Source organism: Candidatus Electrothrix sp., from assembly GCF_052785085.1.
On record NZ_JALAAI010000033.1, the window covers coordinates 13,797 to 30,399 of the forward strand.

15 protein-coding genes and 1 tRNA gene are annotated in these 16,603 nt (G+C 47.1%); 5 read left to right on the forward strand and 11 right to left on the reverse strand.

Features of this window, described 5'->3' with window-relative positions; genetic code table 11:
- Nucleotides 1–290 precede the first annotated feature (290 nt).
- The 10 genes from L2082_RS07390 to L2082_RS07435 form a co-directional block, all read right to left on the reverse strand.
- Entirely contained in the window at nucleotides 291–611 is a 321-nt protein-coding gene (locus L2082_RS07390) for an integration host factor subunit alpha (RefSeq protein WP_446008144.1), read from the reverse strand.
- Nucleotides 608–3,067, reverse strand: coding sequence for a phenylalanine--tRNA ligase subunit beta (gene pheT / locus L2082_RS07395; protein WP_446008145.1), 2,460 nt, complete (start codon nucleotides 3,065–3,067; stop codon nucleotides 608–610). The genes L2082_RS07390 and pheT overlap by 4 nt, the downstream gene beginning before the upstream one ends.
- Nucleotides 3,068–3,070: 3 nt before the next feature.
- On the reverse strand, nucleotides 3,071–3,397 hold the full coding sequence (locus tag L2082_RS07400) for a nucleotidyltransferase domain-containing protein (protein WP_446008146.1): 327 nt from the start codon (nucleotides 3,395–3,397) through the stop codon (nucleotides 3,071–3,073).
- Nucleotides 3,398–3,414: 17 nt separating this feature from the next.
- Entirely contained in the window at nucleotides 3,415–3,825 is a 411-nt protein-coding gene (locus tag L2082_RS07405; protein WP_446008147.1) for a nucleotidyltransferase substrate binding protein, read from the reverse strand.
- Between the two features lie 120 nt (nucleotides 3,826–3,945).
- Nucleotides 3,946–4,956, reverse strand: a complete 1,011-nt coding sequence (pheS, locus tag L2082_RS07410; RefSeq protein ID WP_446008148.1) for a phenylalanine--tRNA ligase subunit alpha — start codon at nucleotides 4,954–4,956, stop codon at nucleotides 3,946–3,948.
- 15 nt (nucleotides 4,957–4,971) lie between these two features.
- Nucleotides 4,972–5,337: a 50S ribosomal protein L20 gene (rplT, locus tag L2082_RS07415; RefSeq protein WP_446008149.1), complete on the reverse strand. Its 366-nt coding sequence runs from the start codon at nucleotides 5,335–5,337 to the stop codon at nucleotides 4,972–4,974.
- Between the two features lie 166 nt (nucleotides 5,338–5,503).
- A complete protein-coding gene (gene rpmI / locus L2082_RS07420) occupies nucleotides 5,504–5,701 on the reverse strand; it encodes a 50S ribosomal protein L35 (protein WP_446008150.1) in 198 nt (65 codons plus the stop codon).
- 84 nt (nucleotides 5,702–5,785) lie between these two features.
- Nucleotides 5,786–6,292 carry a translation initiation factor IF-3 gene (gene infC, locus L2082_RS07425; RefSeq protein WP_446008159.1) on the reverse strand — a complete coding sequence of 169 codons (507 nt, stop codon included), beginning with the start codon at nucleotides 6,290–6,292 and terminating at the stop codon, nucleotides 5,786–5,788.
- A gap of 79 nt (nucleotides 6,293–6,371) precedes the next feature.
- Entirely contained in the window at nucleotides 6,372–8,312 is a 1,941-nt protein-coding gene (gene thrS, locus L2082_RS07430; RefSeq protein WP_446008151.1) for a threonine--tRNA ligase, read from the reverse strand.
- A gap of 126 nt (nucleotides 8,313–8,438) precedes the next feature.
- A tRNA-Val gene (locus tag L2082_RS07435) sits at nucleotides 8,439–8,513 on the reverse strand.
- A gap of 232 nt (nucleotides 8,514–8,745) precedes the next feature.
- On the opposite strand from L2082_RS07435, the gene radA reads away from it, so the two are divergent.
- Entirely contained in the window at nucleotides 8,746–10,113 is a 1,368-nt protein-coding gene (gene radA, locus L2082_RS07440; RefSeq protein WP_446008152.1) for a DNA repair protein RadA, read from the forward strand.
- A gap of 26 nt (nucleotides 10,114–10,139) precedes the next feature.
- Here the strand turns inward: radA and L2082_RS07445 are convergent, their stop codons facing one another.
- Nucleotides 10,140–10,760: a PilZ domain-containing protein gene (locus L2082_RS07445; protein WP_446008153.1), complete on the reverse strand. Its 621-nt coding sequence runs from the start codon at nucleotides 10,758–10,760 to the stop codon at nucleotides 10,140–10,142.
- Between the two features lie 119 nt (nucleotides 10,761–10,879).
- Here L2082_RS07445 and L2082_RS07450 point away from each other — a divergent pair, with 119 nt between their 5' ends.
- From L2082_RS07450 to L2082_RS07465, 4 genes are all read left to right on the forward strand, one after another.
- Entirely contained in the window at nucleotides 10,880–13,234 is a 2,355-nt protein-coding gene (locus tag L2082_RS07450; protein ID WP_446008154.1) for a 3'-5' exonuclease, read from the forward strand.
- An 84-nt stretch (nucleotides 13,235–13,318) separates the two neighbouring features.
- On the forward strand, nucleotides 13,319–14,413 hold the full coding sequence (locus tag L2082_RS07455; protein ID WP_446008155.1) for a uroporphyrinogen decarboxylase family protein: 1,095 nt from the start codon (nucleotides 13,319–13,321) through the stop codon (nucleotides 14,411–14,413).
- Between the two features lie 536 nt (nucleotides 14,414–14,949).
- A complete protein-coding gene (locus tag L2082_RS07460) occupies nucleotides 14,950–15,597 on the forward strand; it encodes a cobalamin B12-binding domain-containing protein (RefSeq protein WP_446011585.1) in 648 nt (215 codons plus the stop codon).
- A complete protein-coding gene (locus tag L2082_RS07465; RefSeq protein WP_446011586.1) occupies nucleotides 15,594–16,562 on the forward strand; it encodes a uroporphyrinogen decarboxylase family protein in 969 nt (322 codons plus the stop codon). The genes L2082_RS07460 and L2082_RS07465 overlap by 4 nt, the downstream gene beginning before the upstream one ends.
- Nucleotides 16,563–16,603: the final 41 nt, after the last annotated feature.

Sequence of the window (16,603 nt, forward strand, 5' to 3'; positions counted from 1 at the left end):
CACAGTTGATTTTTCCCTTGTCAGCTCAAAAAAAAGGTGCATACACAGCAGTATTCTGAAAGTATACAGCAGAAGAAAGAAAATGAAAATTCTTTGTACATTGATATCGAGGCGTTCAATGTATAAAGATATCATTCATTCGGGTGGTCAAGGAGAGCGGCGTGAGGAAAATACAGATAGGCCTCTCTTAATGAACAGAAAGGAAAATTGAAAAGAATCAAACTGCTTTGCCCTCCCCTTTGTAAAGGAGGGCAAAGCAGTTGCTCTACATAGCGTTTAACGCAACCAGTTTACTGATTCAGCATCTCACGCAGGCGTTTGGAGGGACGGAAAGAAACCATTTTTCGCTTGGTGATCATCATAGACTCGCCAGTGCGGGGATTGCGACCGCGACGGGGAGACTTATCACGTACAGTCAGGGTGCCAAACTGAACCAGTTTTAACGACTCCCCGCTGACCAGAGTTTTTTTCATAGAAGCAAAGATCGTATCAACCAGTTCAGCAGAATTACGCTGGGACAGGTCAAGCTCTTTGTTAATTGCAGCAGCCAGCTCCTTTCGAGTGACATTGCCCTTCTTTTCGTTGGATTTACTTGGTGTTTCTTTTTTCATGACTCTCTTCCTTCCCGATATCGTCCGCCAAAGCGGGTCATCAGTGCATTTACTATTTTTTCATGAAAGCCATCAACTGTTGCATCATCCAGAGTTTTTTCATCAGAACGATAGGTCACAGTTAAGGCAACGCTTTTCATACCTTCATCAATGGGCTTACCACTGTAGACATCAAAAATATCAGCATAAACAACCTGTTGTTTTTTATGGGCACGTATTTCCTGCAACAACTCCCCAGCACCCACGCTTTCCGGCACCAGTAAAGCAATATCTCGCTTCACCGATGGGTAACGGGATAATGGGGTAAACGCTTTTTCGCTTTTGGGCAACTCCAGCAGAGCATCCAAATCCAGCTCAACAAAATAGACAGCTTGCTTAATAGAAAAAGCCTGGGCTGCTTTTTTGCTCAATTGACCAATCAGGCCAAGCTGATCTTGTCCATCCATAATGGCAAGGGAAAAATTCATATCAGCATATGGTGCATTTGATCCGTTATCTGCTGTTTCAAGAGCCTGAAACTCAATATCGCCACCAGAACGTCCTTGCAAACGTAAGGATTCAATCAGGCGACGAACAGCACCTTTCATATCATAAATATCAGCCTGATCTTCAGAAAAATAAAGCGGAGAAGCGGCAGGATAACGAGCACCGCTGATAACTGCACAGAGCTGATAGCGTTCATTGGGCTGCTCAATTTCCCCTTGTTGGGTAAAGACCTTACCGATCTCAAAAAGACGAATATCAGATTGTTGAAAATTGATATTACGACGGATGTTTTCCAGAATACCTGGCAGGAGCATGGTTCGCATCACAGCCTGATCCTCGGTCAGCGGATTAACCAGGCGCACGTAACTTCTGCGTCTATCATCCGCTCCAATGTCCAGCATCTCTGCATGCTTTTCACTGACAAAGGAGTAGTTAATCGCCTCATAAAAACCTGCACTGGCCAAAACAGCAGCAATCTCCTTTCGCAGTATACGCAAGGCATCGTGTTGGGGATAATCCATGGCAATGGCTGGGCGGGTTGTGGGAATCTCGTTATAACCCACCAGGCGAGCCAACTCTTCAACCAGATCAACTTCTCGCTCAATATCCACCCGAAAGGCAGGAACAGTGACAGCCAGCACCGGACTCTCTTCAGCGCCCACGGTAAAATCAATACCGCGCAGATAAGCAGCTATTTCATGTCCAGTGAGCGTAATTCCCAGCAGGGTATTCACCCGCTCAATCCGCAGATCCAGTTGCAGCAACGCTTTCTTACCCGGATAAAGATCGACACCATTGCCAGCCTGAGCATCACCCAGCTCACAGATCAGCTGGACAGCTCGCTCCATTGCCTCGGTCACGCCATCTGGGTTCACTCCTCGCTCAAAACGAAAGGAGGCCTCGGTGGAAAGGTTGAGGTTACGAGCTGTACGACGCACAGAAATCGGGTCAAAACAAGCAGACTCCAAGAGAATTTCTGTTGTTTTTTCTGTGACCTCCGAATGCAAACCACCCATGACCCCAGCTACAGCAACAGGCTTGTCAGCATCACAGATCATCAACATTTCAGGATCTGTTGTTCGCTCTGTATCATCCAGAGTTGTAAACGTAGTTTCCTCGGGGTGCGGACAACGAACCTCAATAGTGCTTCCTGCAAGCTCTTGAAAATCAAAGGCGTGAAGAGGCTGGCCGTATTCCAGCATCACGAAATTGGTAATATCAACAATATTATTAATAGGCCGCATGCCCACTGCCAGCAGCTGGCGTTGCAACCACCACGGGGAAGGCTTAATCGTAACATTGGTCAATTTACAGGCAGCATAACGTGGGCAGAGTTCTGGTTCGTTGATCTTGACCGTAAACTCGGTGCTTGATTCTGTGAGTTCAGGTAATGATGAGACAGGATGTTGTACTTTTTGCCCGGTAAAACCAGCCACCTCACGGGCAATACCAAGAACCGCTGCGCAATCCGGGCGATTAGGCGTGAGATCAATCTCAATCATGGTGTCAGAGAGTTCCAGAACCTCTGACAGGGATTGTCCAGAGGCCAGCGTGGAATCCAGCTCAATAATACCGGCATGTTCCTCACCAATGCCCAGTTCCCGCCAGGAACAGAGCATCCCCATTGAGACCTCGCCCCGCACCTTGGCCTTTTTGATTTTCATCCCACCGGGTAAGGTTACACCAGGACGGGCAATGGCTGTTATCAAGTCGGGCCGTACATTGGAGGCACCACAGACAATGGGCACGGTCTTGTCACCGATCTCAACTTCACAAAGGCTCAGGCGATCAGCATTAGGGTGTTTGTCCACGGAAAGGACTTTGGCTGTCTGGATAGCATCAAGGCCGACATAGAGTTCCTCTACCGCATCAACTTCCAGACCCAGCATAGTCAGGCGTTCCGCCAGCTGTTCAGGAGTCAGACCGTCAAGAGAAATATACGTACCAAGCCAGCTAAGGGTGAATTTCATGGGTTACTTATGATCCTGTTGTACGGAGTTCTTTTTATATAAAATTTTTCCGACTCGTTGAATATGCGCAACTAAATCTTTATTGCTTATGTGGTCGTAAATGGAAATATCAAATGTGTACGGTAAAAAAAGTTCGTCCAAATCAAAATCAATTTTATTGAGCAGACGTAAATTCAGTTTTTCCCCTTTTAAGGCTATGTCGATATCTGATCCTGGTTTATAATTCCCTTTTGCACGGGAACCGTATAAAATCGCCTGGTTCACTTCTTTGAATCTTGCGAATACCCTTTTTATGTTATCGACATTTTTCCGTGAAAGCCCATATTTCATTGTGTTGTTATGCGTAATTACTGATCATTATCCTTTAATGAATCAAGCTTATCATTCATTTTTTGAAAAGCATGATAATACACGGAAATTACTGTTTTGCTTATTTCCTTTGCCGTATCTTCATTATAGGTGTGCGATGTCCTGTTTCTGCTCTTAATCATATCCATCCAAACTTCGCCGTCTTCTATAATATCCAGCTGAAATGCTTTTCGAATAGCATCCCGTGAACCAAAAATATCGGAATGTCCTTGGAACTCAAGAAAATCCTTTAACGTATTCCAGGCAAGTTCATAGGTATATTCAAAAGATTTGATCAAGCCTTGCTCTTCAAGTTCAGATAGCTCGCCTTTGTCTATAAATTTTTGTAGCTGCCTCAACGCTTTTTGATAATTGGAAAAGCGTTGTTTCCATCGTATGTCTTCGCTCATATTTCAGCACTTGGTATAAACAGATCGGAACGAACGCGTTATCAAGAAAAGAAAAAATCATAAAAAGAATACATCTGTTTGAGAAAACAGCGTAACAGTTATGTTACAGACGGAGGAGTATTAGAACTGCCGAAGAAAGCGGAGATCGTTTTCGTAATACAGGCGAATATCATCAATGCCGAATTTTAACATAGCAATCCGTTCTACGCCAAGGCCAAAGGCAAAGCCAGAAAACTCATCAGGATCATACCCAACCATTTTCATCACCTCTGGATCAATCAGGCCTGCTCCCAGAATTTCCAGCCACCCGGTTCGCTTGCAGACTCGACAGCCCGCACCTTCACAGATAACACAGGCAATATCTACTTCTGCACTGGGTTCCGTAAAAGGAAAAAAGCTGGGCCGAAAACGGAGGGGCAGATCGCCTTTGAAGATACGACGGGTAAAGGTGGTGAGCACTCCTTTCAGATCAGCAAAGGAGACTGTACGGTCAACCAGAAACCCCTCAACTTGATGAAACATGGGGGTATGGGTGATATCAGAATCACAACGGTAAACCTTGCCCGGAGCAATATAACGGAGAGGAGGATCCTGATTTTCCATAATCCTGGCCTGCATGGGCGAGGTATGGGTCCGGAGCAACAGCGAGTCTGACACGTAAAAGGTATCATGCATATCCCTGGCAGGATGATGCTTGGGGATATTCAGGGCCTCAAAGTTGTAATAATCCGTTTCAACATCCGGCCCTTCAGCAACAGCAAAGCCCATGCCTTCAAAAACAGAACAGATTTCTTCCATCACCTGAGTGACAGGATGCAGCTTACCAGCTGGAAGAAAACGACCAGGCAGGCTGAGATCAACAGCATCAGGCCCGTGAGCCTGCTCACCTGCTGTGATCTCTTCCTTTTTCTCAAGAAAAAGTGATTCCACCGCTTTCTTTACGCTATTGGCAAGCTGACCAAGACGTGGCCGGTCTTCCTTTGGCACCTGACTCAGTTCCTTCATCACAGAGGAAAGAAGACCTTTACGGCCAAGGAATTTCACCCGGAATGCTTCCAGGTCCTGCTGACCATTGATGGCAGACAAAGCCTGGACAGCTTCGGCTTTCAGGCTTTGCAGTCTGTTTTCCATTGTATGCGTTGTCTCTCAGTTACAGGCAGCAGTTTCAAGGCCAGCAGCTTTAACAACCTCGGTAAATGCGTTGGGATCAACAATAGCGAGGTTGGACAGCACCTTACGATCAAGTTCAATATCTGCTTTATTTAAAGCATGGATCAACTTGCTGTAGCTGGTGTTGTTCATTTGAGCAGCTGCATTGATACGGGTAATCCAGAGACGACGGAAATTCCGTTTATTGGTTCTCCGGTCCCGGTAGGCATAGCAGAGGGCACGATCAACAGCCTCTGTGGCTGTGCGATACAAACGGCTCTTGCCGCCCCGATATCCCTTGGCTAATTTTAAAACTTTATTTCTTCTGCGGCGGGCCTTAAACCCGCGTGTTACGCGTGGCATCCTTGCACTCCATGTATTACGAATAATTGATCTTTCAGTGATTCAATAAGAAATATTCTACCCATTATTTCGGGTGCTGTAGGGACGAACCTATGTGTTTGCCCTTGTACACCGGGCAGGCACGCAGGTCTGCCCCCCTACAATTCTACACCAGAATCTCTCTGGATTAGAAATAAGGCAGCATACGCTTCACTGCTTTGGTGTCAGCAGCATCAATCAATCCGTTCTGACGCAGATTCCGTTTCCGCTTGGATGATTTACTGGTCAGAATATGTGAGGTAAAGGCCTTACTTCTCCGAATCTTACCGGAGCCAGTTGCTTTAAAACGCTTGGCCGCTCCCCGGTTGGTTTTCATCTTTGGCATGATATTTGTCCTTATCGTTCAAGAGCCTGTACAACATTGCAGCGGCTCATTCAATTGATACTTTTCTTGATCGTTCTGGGTGAATCAGGTTTTCGGGCCGACAAACATAATAAGCTGTCGCCCTTCCATTTTCGGCTCCTGCAGGATCACGCAATCTTCACGCAGATTATCAGCGATCTTTTGAATAGCTTCAATGCCAACGGATTGAGCATAGATGATTTCCCGACCGCGAAACTGCATGGTTACTTTGACCTTATTTTTCTTTTCAAGAAATTTTCGTATCTTCTTGATCTTAAAATCCAGGTCATGCTCCTCAGTCTTAGGACGAAATTTGATCTCTTTTGTGTCGATGGTCGTCTGCTTTTTCTTTGCTTCCTGCTGCTTTTTCTTCAGCTCATACCGGTATTTGTCATAATTCATCACCCGACAAACCGGAGGTTTGGCCTTATCTGAGACTTCAACCAGATCAAGTCCTGCCTCATCTGCAATATAACGAGCCTTTGCAGTAGAAACAATACCGATCTGTTCACCTTCAGCCCCGATCAATCGCACCTCGGGATAACGAATTGCATCGTTGACCTTAACCTTAATCTCTTGCTTCTGCGGAAGTTTTCTGCCTCTACGTTTAATGTTCGGATCCTCCTGATTAATCCAATACCTATACAGCCTGTCAGGCTATCCCCTGTTCACACTCCTGGCTCACCAAGCCCGCAAATTCCTGCGGTGTCATGGGGGGCAGGTTGTCACCGTTACGCTTACGTACGGTCACGGTACCTTCTTCCATTTCCCGATCACCGATAATCAACATATACGGTGTCTTTATCATCTGGGCTTCCCGGATCTTATAATTGAGTTTCTCATTTCGCAGATCCTGCTCAACCCGAACTCCGGCCTTACGCAATTCTGCATAAACCTGTGTACAATACTCGGCCTGGGTGTCGGTTATATTTAAAATCCTTGCCTGCTCCGGTGCCATCCAGAGGGGAAAGGCTCCAGCGTAATGTTCAATCAATACGCCGATAAAGCGCTCAAGGGAACCCATCAACGCACGATGGATCATAATCGGCTGATGCTCATTGCCATCCTGACCTGTGTAGGTCATGCCGAAACGCTCAGGAAGATTAAAGTCAACCTGAATGGTGGAACACTGCCAGGACCGGCCCAACTGGTCCTTAATTTTGATATCAATTTTGGGACCGTAAAAAACTCCTTCTCCTGGATCTATCTCGTAAGCAAGGCCTTTCTTGTCCATTGCCTGTTGCAGGGCCTTGGTGGAAAGATCCCAATGTTCATCACTGCCTACATATTTTTCCGGTTTGGTGGATAGATACACATCATAATCAACAAAACCAAAGGTCTTGAGCACCTGGAGATTGAGATCTATGATGTTAAAAATTTCTTCCTCAAGCTGATCAGGACGGCAAAAGATATGAGCATCATCCTGAGTAAAGCCACGCACCCGCATCAGGCCGTGGAGGGCTCCGGTGCGCTCATAGCGATAGACGGTACCTAACTCACACCACCGGACAGGAAATTCGCGATAGCTATGCTTGGTAGCATTATAGACCCCGATATGAAAGGGGCAATTCATGGGCTTGAGCTGATAGGCAACCTCATCAATCTCCATAGCAGAATACATATTCTCGCTATAGAAATCAAGGTGTCCGGAAGTTTTCCAGAGATCCTGGCGGGCAATATGGGGCGTGTACAGCAAATCATACCCATGCTTATAATGGGCATCCTTCCAATAATCCTCAATTAACTTACGGAGCAGAGCACCACGCGGTTGCCAGAGGATCAAGCCTGGACCAACTTCATCCTGAATCGTAAAAAGGCCAAGCTGCTTGCCTAATTTACGATGATCACGTTTCTTGGCTTCTTCAAGACGGTTAAGATACTTTTTCAGATCTTTTTTGTCAAAAAAGGCTGTGCCGTAAATTCTTGTCAGCATGGGGCTTTTTTCATCCCCACGCCAATACGAGCCAGCTACCCGTAGCAGCTTAAAACTCTTCATCCAGGATGTGTCTGGAATATGTGGCCCTCGACAGAGATCTATAAAATCACCTTGCTGATACAGTGAAACGCTTTCTTTGCCCTCTTTTTCCAGATCTTTGAGCAGCTCCACCTTATACATTTCACCCTGCTCTGTAAAAAAAGCAATGGCCTCAGCCACCGGCATTACCCGTCGCTCAAACGGCAGACGTGCTTTAACAATGGCCGCCATCCGCTCTTCAATGGCGGTAAAATCATCCGGGGTAAAGGCGGTATCACGATCAAAATCATAATAGTACCCGTCTTCAATAGCTGGCCCGATAGCCACCTTCACATCCTGCCCATAGAGTTCTTTTACGGCCTGGGCCATAATATGGGCTGAGGAATGGCGAAGAATATGCAAACCTTCATCAGAGCTGGCCAGAACAGGTTCAATCACCGTATCAGCCTGCAAGGGCGTTGACAAGTCTGTGAGTTCTCCGTTGCACAACGCTGCGATTGCCTGTTTACGCTGTTTTTTGGAGAGCAGTTCTTTTAATGCCTCCTGCGCTGAAATACCGGCAGCAACCGTTCTGGCTTCTTCTCCGGCTATGGATATGGATATGGATATATCGCTCATGCTATCTACTCAGAAAGCCTGCTGAATAATTCTCATCCTGCCCTTTGGGGCGGGACAACAAAATATAAAAAAGGAAAGGCTAATAAGTCGGTGATCTTCTCGCCAACCCTTAGCCTTTCTGTAAATTGGTAGGCACGGGCGGTTTCGAACCGCCGACTTCTACCATGTCAAGGTAGCGCTCTCCCACTGAGCTACGCGCCTGCAAATTTTATGCGTGCTGTTTTGCTGTTTCAACAATTCACCAGCGGCAACACTGCAACCGCATGAATATTTAAAACGTTATGTCAATTACCAAGGAACGGATTTGATGTCAAGGAAAATGAGAAATTATCCACTCTGTGCAGATAAAAAAGTGGTTTTTTCTTCAGTCTGCCTTAAAAAGGCTCTTTTTCAAGGTTCGCATTTTCTAGCCTTTATGTTATAAATAGTATCCATGCCCCCTAAAGAACAAAAAGTCTATCTCTGCACTGCCTGCGGCTATGAAAGCCGGAAATGGCTGGGTCGTTGCCCGGAATGCGGTGAATGGGACAGTCTGAACGAACAGATAAAGCAGAAGCTCCGTACTGGTCGAACAGGTCGGACAACAGCAGAGGTCTTTCCTTTGACCGGAGAGGGCGGTGAAGAACCGGTTCGCTTGGTCACCGGAATCAGCGAGCTGGACCGCACCTTGGGCGGTGGTATCGTGCCTGGTTCCATGGTGCTGATCGGCGGAGATCCCGGCATTGGCAAATCCACTCTGATCCTTCAGCTGCTGGCAGCCCTGGCCGGGCAAAAGCATAAGGTGCTCTATGCCAGTGGAGAGGAATCAGTAGGCCAGATTCGGATGCGGGCAGAACGACTGAACGTGCGCAGTGAACATATTTTTCTGGCAGCGGAAAACTCCGTCCAGGCTATCATTGGTCTGAGTAATGAGGTGCGGCCTGCCTTTCTGGCTGTGGATTCCATTCAGACCATGTTCAGCGAAGAGGTGACCTCTGCGCCGGGTTCTGTTACCCAGGTACGGGAATCCGCCTCCTTGTTTGTTCATCTGGCCAAGCGCACTGATCTGCCTATTATTCTGATCGGTCATGTGACCAAGGACGGCTCTATTGCTGGCCCCCGGGTCCTGGAGCATATGGTGGACACGGTCCTTTATTTTGAGGGCGACAGCGGTCAGGTCTTCCGGGTGTTGCGCACCGTGAAAAACCGCTTTGGTTCCACCAACGAGATCGGCGTGTTTGAGATGAAGGAAAGCGGCCTTGCTGAGGTGGATAATCCCTCGGCCCTGTTCCTTGCCGAACGCCCGGTGAATGTGCCTGGCTCTGTGGTCATGCCCAGTATTGAGGGCACCCGCCCCATTCTGGTGGAAGTGCAGGCCCTGGTTAGTCCGTCCAGCCTGGGAACAGCCCGCCGGACCGCTATCGGTGCTGACCCTCAACGCTTGGCCCTGCTCACTGCTGTTCTGGAAAAGAAGATCGGAGTCACCCTGTTTGATCATGATATCTTTCTCAATATTGTCGGTGGCATCCGCATTGATGAACCAGCCCTGGATTTAGGCGTGATCGTGGCTCTGCTTTCCAGCCTCTATGAAAAGGTGGTTGAGCCCACCACCGTGGTCTGCGGCGAGGTTGGTCTGGCCGGAGAAATTCGCGCTGTAGGCCAGATGGAGTTGCGTCTCCGTGAGGCCCAGCGTTTGGGCTTTAAGACTTTTCTCATGCCGGATTCCAGCTCTCGCCAACTGGAGGCCGGAGCAGCCAAAGGGATTCAGGTGCATCCGGTCCGTACTGTGCATGAGGTGGTGGAACGGTTGTTTGTGGGGTAGGGGGTTATTAAGAGCAGTATTACCTGTTAAGGAAGATCAAGCAATTTTTGCAGTTTGTTTTTCTTACAATGAAATGTATTGCTGTATACGAGGTCATTGTCAAATTCATAAATACTCCGTTGAAAAATTTCATCTTCTAAAATCGAAGGATCATCAGCCTTTGTTAATAATTTTGTTTCCAGCCAATTATAGCTCTCTGGTTTCATTGCAATAAACTCAATGGCAACGCCGCTGTTGCTGGCCCTGACTATTGAGCCGATGGCGCGGGCAGCAATCTTTGTATCCGAAGCAGACTCTTTGAATTCTATTTTGCAAATATTGCCGTTTGATTGTTTAAATACGCCCGTAACAAAGGAGCCACATAGGCTGAGGTTATCAAGCCCCCCCTGATATTTTTTTGATCCAAAATCAAGGCGTACAGCCCCTTGAACTTTTATCCGGGAAAATTTACGCTGATTATCATTGATCATATCTACGCATGATTTCTCCAGTTCTTTCAGCTCATTTTGCAACTTTTCCAAATAATAAGAATTTGTCATATAAAGACCTGGGTGGGTATCTTTATAATTATCCAGGAGTGTTTCAGTATAATAAATTTTAACTCTTAACTCGTTGATACGGTTTTGTTGTGTTTCTTTGCTCTTCATAGTGTCAAGGATGTATTGTTAAGGTTGCCTGTGCTGTTTATAGTCTGTGTAAAAAATATACAAAACATGTTTGTAAAGATAAAGCAACAATAGCTTGTCGATATTTGATAATTATACCCATGCGTTCTTTCTCTGATTTTATTGTTGTTGACACTGAGGGACAGTCTGTCCTTGACGAAATCGCTATTCTTGATGCCCAAGGCAACCTGCTCTTTGAAGGCTTTGTCAAGGGACACCAGGTCGGGCATGACCTCTACCCGCTTGCTGAATTACTGCATCGGTTCACCGAACTTGCGCAACAAAAGAGCATTGTCTGCCATTATGCTGACCATGATGCGCAGATTCTGCGCAAGAGTTTTGCTGCTGCTGGTCTGTCCTGGCCAGGCTTTCGTTTCCTCTGCACCTGGGAGATGGCAAGGCATTGTTTCCCTGCTCTGCCCTCCTATTCTCTGGAACATCTCAGTAAATCCTTGCACCTCAAGGTAAAACAACGGTATTTTAATACACAGGCTGCCCACAATGCCCGTTATGATGCCCTGTTCACCTTTCAACTTTATCGCAAGATGCAGCACAAGATACACAGTAAGAACAAAGCAAAACATACGAATCCCTTTAGTAATACCCGGGTTGACAGCCCGTTTCAGCAGCATGTAGACCTGGATGATGTCCACCATGATGCCTATGTTCGTATCACTGCCCTGATCGAAGAAATCAAGGCCGACCCCAATCAGCAAAGCCGGGGCGCGGTCGTGCTGGGTGTGGCAGGCAATGGCAAAACTCATTTGATGATGCGGCTGGCCCGCCAGACTCTGAAGACCAATCGCCTCTTTTTTATCCGCCAGCCCAATCATGAACAAGCGGTTTTTTATCATGTTTATAGTCGGATGCTGGAATCCTTTATTGAGCCGATTCCTGATACCGAGTATTCCCAGCTGGAATATCTCCTGGGCCGCAGTTTTGCAAAAATTGTTATTGAGTATTTGCAGGCCCGGCCGAAACTGACCAAAAAAGAACAGGGGATTCTTCATGACCTGTCCCAGGACCAATTGAATATTTATTCTGTGTTGGGCCAGGAAGGCTCGCAACGCAAACGAACGAATTGGGATCAGATTGAGCGACGAACCCTGCAATGGTGGCAGGAAAAATACGGCCTCAGCGATTATGCCAGCAAGATTGTTACCGGCTTGATTCGCTACTGCCGCTATTCTGATCCCCAAAAAAAGGAACTGGTTCGGCGGTGGTTGGCTGGTCAGCAACTGCTGGAGAACGAACTTCAGGAAGTCAGGCTGGACAACTGGGCAGATGACCTGACCAGAGAAGATTTTTCCCTTCAGGCCATGATGGTCTTTGGCAGGCTCTCAGTAGAAGATGAGCCTTTGATTATAGTGTTTGATCAACTGGAAGGACTCAAATATAATGAGACTTTGTTGGTGCGTTTTGGGGAGGCTGTCAAGGAGTTGTTCACTCATGTACCCAATTGTCTGATGCTGTTTAATCTTTTTCCTGACCGCTGGCGTTATTTTCGCCAAATCTTTGATGCCGCAGTGACAGAACGGATGGGCCAGTATCAGATTCCTCTGGAATTGCCAGACAAAGAGGTATTGGCAAAAATGTTGGACCTGAAGCTGGCTCAGGTTGATCTGGACTGCGAGGCCTTGTTTGAGTCAGATGAATTAGAGAACGTCCTCAGCCATCGTTCTATCCGGGCTGTGCTCAACTGTGCAGCAGATTATTACCGCTATAAGATAGAAGATGTTCCTTTGCCCACCACAACCCTGAGTTTTGAGGCACGGGTGGAACAGACTATGCAGGATCTCTGGCAGGAAATTACTGCATTGCGTCAGCACTTGAACCTGGAAGAAAAAAAGACCGTTCAACCAATTGAGCCTGTTTCTCAGGAGGTGGCAACCTATATTGAACAAAAGCAGCAACAGCTGGATGCTGCATATGACAGGAAAACTATAATCAGCGATACTGATGACCTGGGCAAGCTGCGCCTGATCCTTGATGCCTTGCAACCCTGTTATGGCTTTCGTCAGGATTTTCTGCATCTTGGTAAGCGGAAGCTGCCTGAGCATGTGGTTATTCACAGTAAGCAGGAAAATGAGCAGAAAAAATCAGCTGTGGCGTTTTTAAATACTGATGCCTATTCCTTTGCCCATAGAATTAAAAATTTCAACCAACTGGTGGTTGTTCACAAGGATGTAAAATTTGCTTTATTTCGAGACACCCGTGAACCAGAAATAAAGGGAAAGGTGGGGTTGCAGGAGATAGAAAAACTCGAAAATACTGCTAACGGCGCGTATGTGCATTTAGATCGCTCGAAAAGGATCCATTTTGAGCTGATCTATCAGCTTATCTCAGATATCCAGAATCATGATCTCCATGCAGAACCGGAGCAGATTATGCCCTTATTGTTTGATATTCTTGGTAAGGACTTCTGGTTGTTTCGGGCTATTGGGTATCGTCAATAAAGAGTCACTCTCACCTCTCCCTCTGGGAAGAGGTAAAAAACATGAACGCTGTGTTGGTACTATGTTGATAAATAGGAAAATGAAATGACTGATAAACAGCAACGTATGAGCATGACCTCTATGGAGCGTGTACTCACAACCCTGAGTCACCAGGAACCGGATCGGGTGCCTTATTTTTTACTTCTGACCATGCACGGTGCCAGAGAATTAGGTATGAGTATTCAGGAGTATTTTTCCAAGGCTGAGTACGTGGTCGAAGGTCAGTTGCGCATGCGGCGGAAGTATGGTCACGACTGCCTGAACCCCTTTTGTTACGCAGCAATGGAGGTGGAAGCCTTTGGTGGCGAGGTTATCTGGTTTGAGGATGGCCCGCCTAACAGCGGCGAACCCATTATCACAACAGAACAGGATATTCTTTCTTTACAGATTCCAGACATAGACAGCACACCCTGCCTTGTCAGAATGTTGCATATTATTGAAGGGCTTGTAGAAAATGCCCAAGGAGAGGTACCGGTTATCGGTACAGTCATCTCTCCTTTTTCCCTGCCAGTCATGCAGATGGGCTTTTCTGCCTATATTGACTTGATGTATGAGCAGCCTGATCTTTTTCAACATCTCATGAAGATCAACCAGGAATTCTGTGTTGCCTGGGCCAACGCCCAAATTCGGGCCGGTGCAACAGCCATCTGTTATTTTGATCCCTTGACCTCGCCAACCATGACCGCACCGGGTGAGCATCTTGCAGCAGGTTTCAGGATAACATGCCAAACCCTGGCGCAGATTCAATCTCCCACAGCTATCCACTTGGCCTCAGGCAAGACCCTGTCTGTTGTTGATCAAATCATTGCCACAGGCTCGGCAGCCCTTGGTGTGAGTACCAGTGAAGACATCAGGGAGGTGAAAGCTGCCTGCCAAGGCAGGATGACTGTGTTGGGTAATCTGAATGGCGTTGAAATGCGCCGCTGGACCCCGCAACAGGCCAATGACAAGGTTAAAGAAGCCATAAGCAAGGCCGGTGCTGGGGGCGGATTTATCCTGGCTGATAATCATGGCGAGATTCCCTGGCAGGTCGATGAAGAGGTGCTGCTGGCAATTGCCGAGGCTGTCCATCAATGGGGCATTTACCCACTAAAGCAGGCTGATCGCCCGTATCCGATAGCCCCCGCCTCAACCGTCTGAAAAACAGCATAGGTTTTGTCTTCCAAAAGGCATAGGTTTTGCCTGTCAAAAGGCATAGGGTTTGCCTGTCAAAAGCCCTGGGTTCTACCTATCAAAAACCCTCCCTTCTATATATCAAAAGGGAGGGGTTTACATCTCAAAAGGGAGACCTTTTAGTATATAGAAGGGTAGGCTTTTGAACAGGGGACCAAAGGGATGAAGGTTGACCAACGCCCTGAATGCGCTGTTGTCGGCATTCATTGGAAGTCTTTTTAAAATCGTCAGCTGATGTTCTTGTTTTTTATAGCGGAAGTTCACGAGTAAGGCACTAACTCATCGTTTTGATGCTGAACTGCTGGGCCAGACCTGCGTGTCTGCTCAACATAAACGGGGCGAACACACAGAACTTTATGAAGAAATATTATTTTCCTTAGTTGACAGTCCTGAGATGTCCGTATAATATGGTTGGGTTTAAAAAATTGTACATTGAGTACAAAAAATGCTCGCACTTTGTGGCACCATCGCTGAACAGACATTTTTTTCGGGAATGTTGAATAATGATATCGGAATACAGGGAAGTTTCAAAATTTGTTGATAAACTTGTCAGGATTGATCGATTAGGAGCAGAACAGATATTCAACGCAGTCCAGGAACAAGGGACTATGCCCCAGACTGTTGATCAGCTCATTCTGCCGGCTTTGGATATAATCGGCAAGGGATGGGAAGAAGGAACAATTGCCCTGGCCCAGGTATATATGAGCAGCAGAATCTGTGAAGAGCTGATGTCTCATGTTCCGCCACCTGCTTTGCCGGAACATTCCAGGCACCCGCCTATGGCCATTGCCACTCTTGAAGACTATCATCTTCTGGGTAAGATTATTATCTCCTCCTGTTTGCGGGCTGGGGGTTATGTCTTTCAGGATTACGGTCGGGTCACGCTTGAAGAGCTTGTCAGGGCAATTATTGATGACAACATAGAAATAGTGCTTATTTCAGCTCTCATGCTTCGCTCTGCACTCCAGATTAAGGAAGTCAGACGATTACTTGATCAGGCCGCTTGTTTCCCTCTGATTGTTGTGGGCGGGGCACCGTTTCGTTTTGACCCCCTTCTTTGGCAGGAGGTGGGTGCTGATGCTATGGGTGCGAATGCGACAGAGGCTGTTGCTGCGATCTCCTCCTATGTGCAAAGAGAGTCAATAACATGATTGGCAACGCAAAAATCAGAAAGAAAAAAACAATGACTTCAATGGAACGCGTCCTGACGGCCTTAGCCCATAAAGAGCCGGACAGGGTGCCCCTTTCTTTCATGTTGACCATACACGGGGCCAAAGAACTGGGTCTGGGGATCAGAGAGTATTTTTCCAAGGCCGAATATGTGGTGGAAGGGCAGATGCGGATGCTGAAGAAATATCGGCATGATACTGTCAATGCTTTTAGTGCCGCTGCCGCAATTCTGGAGGCATTCGGCGGAGAGGTCATCTGGTATGAGGACGGTGATCCGAACAGCGGCGAACCGGTTATTAGAACGGAAAAAGATATTCGCTCCCTGGAGGTACCGGAAATAACTCGCGTGCCTTCTCTGGTCAGGATGCTGGACAGTCTCGGGATGCTCAAAGAAAAGGTGGGAGATACAGTACCGATTATGGGTATAGCGGTTTCTCCTTTTGCTCTGCCCGTTATGCAGATGGGCTTTGCCGCCTATATTGAGTTGATGCATGAGCGACCTGATGTATTCGATCGACTTATGCGAGTGAATCAGGAGTTCTGTATTGCCTGGGCCAATGCCCAGGTCCAGGCCGGAGCAACCGCTGTCTGTTATTTTGACGCCCTGCTTTCCTCTACTATGACAGGAGGAAAGCAGCTTGAGCAAGGATTTCGAATAGCACGGGAGACTTTGGCCCGAATCAACAGCCCATCAGCGGTCCACATGGCAACAGCAGCCACCCTGCCGGTTATTGAAAAGGTTATCGCCACAGGCACCTCAATAATCGGCGTGAGTATTCTGGATGATTTAGCTCAGTTAAAGGCCATATGTCGGGACAGACTGACGATTCTGGGTAATCTGAACGGGATTGAGATGCGCCGGGAGCATTCCCAAAAAGTAGGAATGTATTTTTTTTTGGCTGTTGCTCTGTTTTTGCAAGACATCAGGATCAATTTATGGAATTAACATTACCCTAAATCAATCTTTCAAACTCAGGACAGCAAATC